Source organism: Pirellulales bacterium (assembly GCA_036267355.1).
In the GTDB taxonomy this organism is placed as follows: Bacteria; Planctomycetota; Planctomycetia; order Pirellulales; family DATAWG01; genus DATAWG01.
On record DATAWG010000131.1, the window covers coordinates 1 to 3,055 of the forward strand.

Here is a 3,055-nt window from a genome sequence, read left to right on the forward strand (position 1 = left end):
ATCGCCGCCGACGGCCAACTGTGGGTCGGCAAATTCGCGGACGGTAGTGCCGGAGAAGACAAATCCTCCGGCGGCACATTGCGTTTTTCCTCCTGGGGCCGCTGGCCCGATTTCGAACGCTTGACCGACTTCCGCACGATCAGTTATTGGCCGGAAAATGAACGCCGCAGCCAATAAAGGTTCGCCGATGAATTCGGAAATCCAATCACGCCCGTCGCGCAAAAGATCGCTCGTTTCCACGACGCGAGAATTACCGCGCGGCTTAGACCGACTGCATCCGGTGCGGTTCGGGCTCCGCATGCGCCGGATCGCCGCGGTATTCGCTCGCCCCAGTGCGTTGATGGTCGTTCTGTTGGCGGCACATCTGTGCTCCCGACTTGCTTTGAATCGAACATCGGCATCCGCGGCGGCACACAACTATGAACGCACATACGCGGTGAGCATGTCGCTGCTGGCCGGCCGCGGATACCGGGATCTCGCCATCGATGATTCTCCGGGCGCCGCCCCGCTGCGCGATTTCTTTGGAATGCGGAGCCTTCGGATTAGTCGCGAGCAATTCGCGGCGTATCTCCGCGAAGCGCACGACCCGGCCAGCGATCCATGGTTTGGTCGCTACATGCCGTTGGCATCGACCCGGATTGCAGACGTTTGGGTTGCGACAATCCTTTGGCGAATTTTCGGCATCGATCGACAGGTGCTCACCACATTCTATGCCTTGTTTAGCGTCGCGACGTGCGGCGCCCTGTTTCTCATCGCGCGGCGGCTAAGCGGCAGCGGCTGGGCCGGGTTGGCGGCCGCCGCGCTGCTGACGATCTCGCCCATCGAGGGATTTTTGACCACTTGGTCGGTGCGCGACACCAGTCCGATGTGGTTCACCGCGGCATCAATGGCTTGGTTCGTGTGCGCGATGCAACGATCGCGGCGACCGGCGATAAATGGCGCCGCGTGCCTCGTGCTAGGCGGGCTGACGGTGCTCGGCATCGGCTGGCGCATCGACGCATTGATGCTCGCCCCGTTTTTGGGCGGGTGCATGGTTGTTCGACTGATTGCTGACCGAGTGGGGTGGCGGTGTTTTTTGATTTCGGCGGCGTGCTTCGCCTTGGGGGCCATCGGCATTCACGCGGGCATCGAAGCACTCGGCCCACCGCAAGCGCAAACGTCGAGCATCGGCTACCACATGGCCGTTTACAGCGATTTCCGCCGCTCGAAAATTCTCGGCGTCGAAAACAGCCGCCAAGTGATGTTCGACGATATGCAAACGCTCGACGATGCGCGCCAGATTTACCGGGCCGAAAATCCCGGCGCGGAGCCGCTCGCCTATCTTACGCCGGAATACTGCAAAATTTGCCGGCGCATGTTCTTCGAGCAACTGAGCTACAACCTTTATCACTGGATCGCAAGTTTTCCGAAGTTTTATTCGCAGGCCCTGGCCGGGCTCGATCGAGATTCGGTCATTGGTCAGCCTGGTTCCAAGCGGATTCAAACAGGTTTGCGCTCGCCGCTCCGGCAAGCGTTTCGCTGGGGAGACAAGCTCGGACATGCGATGCCCTATCTCTTCCTGATCGGCGCTTTTGCGACGATTCTGGCTGGCCGACAACGATTGGTCGCCGCGCTCGTGGCGCTCTTCAGCGTTTACTTTGTGGGCATCATGTTTCTTGTGCTGCCGGATCAAAAGCATATCGCCGCTTTGCTGGTGCCGTTATACATTTTCGCAGGGGCCGGGATTTGGGCTGTTTGCAGGCTCTTTGTGCGAAGCACTTGGCACGACCTGCGGCTGGCGGAGTTGAAAGCGCGAGTTTTCCGGGCATGCGCCGCGGTTTTCGTCGTAGCAGCAATTTGGGGATTGGGGTGCGTTTGGGCGCATGCACATTCCGTCGAACGCCGCGAAGAGTTATTAAGCGAGATTCGCGGCAGAGCCACGATGGGAACGGACTCCCCCGAGATGTTGCGCGGCGAACGGAATTTCGCCGCTCCACTGCGGTCAGATGGAACCGCGGAAGCGGCCGGATATTTGCTAACGATCTCGGCCGCTGCGCACCCGGGCGCGCTGACGTGCCGCCAAATTTATTTCCCCCACGACTGGGCGCACGTTTGGGGCCGCGAACTGATCACCTTTCACACGCTGATTCCAAACCGCGAGCAATCGTTCTTCGTTAGCTGCCTGGCTTGCACGAAGCTCGGCGACCCGCGGCCGCAACTCTGCTCAGTGGCCATCGACGGCGACGCGAAAATCCTACGATGCACCCGCGTCGATCTAAAGGATTGGAGCCACACGCAGGTGAGCACTCTGTTCTACGATGGACAGCGATCGCCGGGCAGCCCGGCAGAAATGCAAAGCCCAGCCGATTGGCTTGTGATTGATGCCCGACCGTTCGCCGATTGCTCGCCCGACAAACAGGAGAACGACCGCGACGGCATGACCGATCGATCGCTGGCGGTTGCGAAAGTGCGATCTGGGGGGCGACCGTTGCGTCAAATGATTGCCAGATCGGCCGACACCGGCGCGTGGAAGATCGCCATGAGCGACGGCTGGCGATTCAGCTTTGTCGAGATGAATTATTGGTCGCCTACCAAGAATTGGTTGCAACTCGAAACCGGCGATTTCAACGGCGATGGAATGACCGATTTCGTTGGCCAGGCACCCGACGGACAATGGTGGATTGCGCTCGCCAACGGAAAATACAACCCGTTTCACGAGGTCGATTCGCTGCCCACAAACGTTCGCTACGATTTCGTCGGCGTCGGCGATTTCAATGGCGACGGGCTCGACGACTTGATCCTGCGCTCCAGCGACGGCCATTGGACGCTCGCGCTTTCCACCGGCGACGGCTTTCGTTGCCGGCCGATCGATTCGCTGCCGGCCGCGGCAAAGCAAAACTCACTCATCGGCGACACTCGGGGACTGGCTCATTTGCCGATGCCCGGTGAGGAAAATGTGCCCGTCCCCTTCGCCACGGCGATGCCCGGTGAGGAAAGCGCGCCTGTCCCCTTCGCTACGGTGGCAAAAGAGAACTTGCTCATCGGCGACTTTCTCGGCAATGGACGAAAGCAACTC

General features: G+C 60.2%; 1 protein-coding gene. It reads left to right on the forward strand.

Annotated elements, in window-relative coordinates:
• Positions 1-382 precede the first annotated feature (382 nt).
• Positions 383-3,055 (forward strand): VCBS repeat-containing protein (locus VHX65_20550; GenBank protein HEX4000947.1); only part of this gene is annotated, 2,673 nt, incomplete at its 3' end.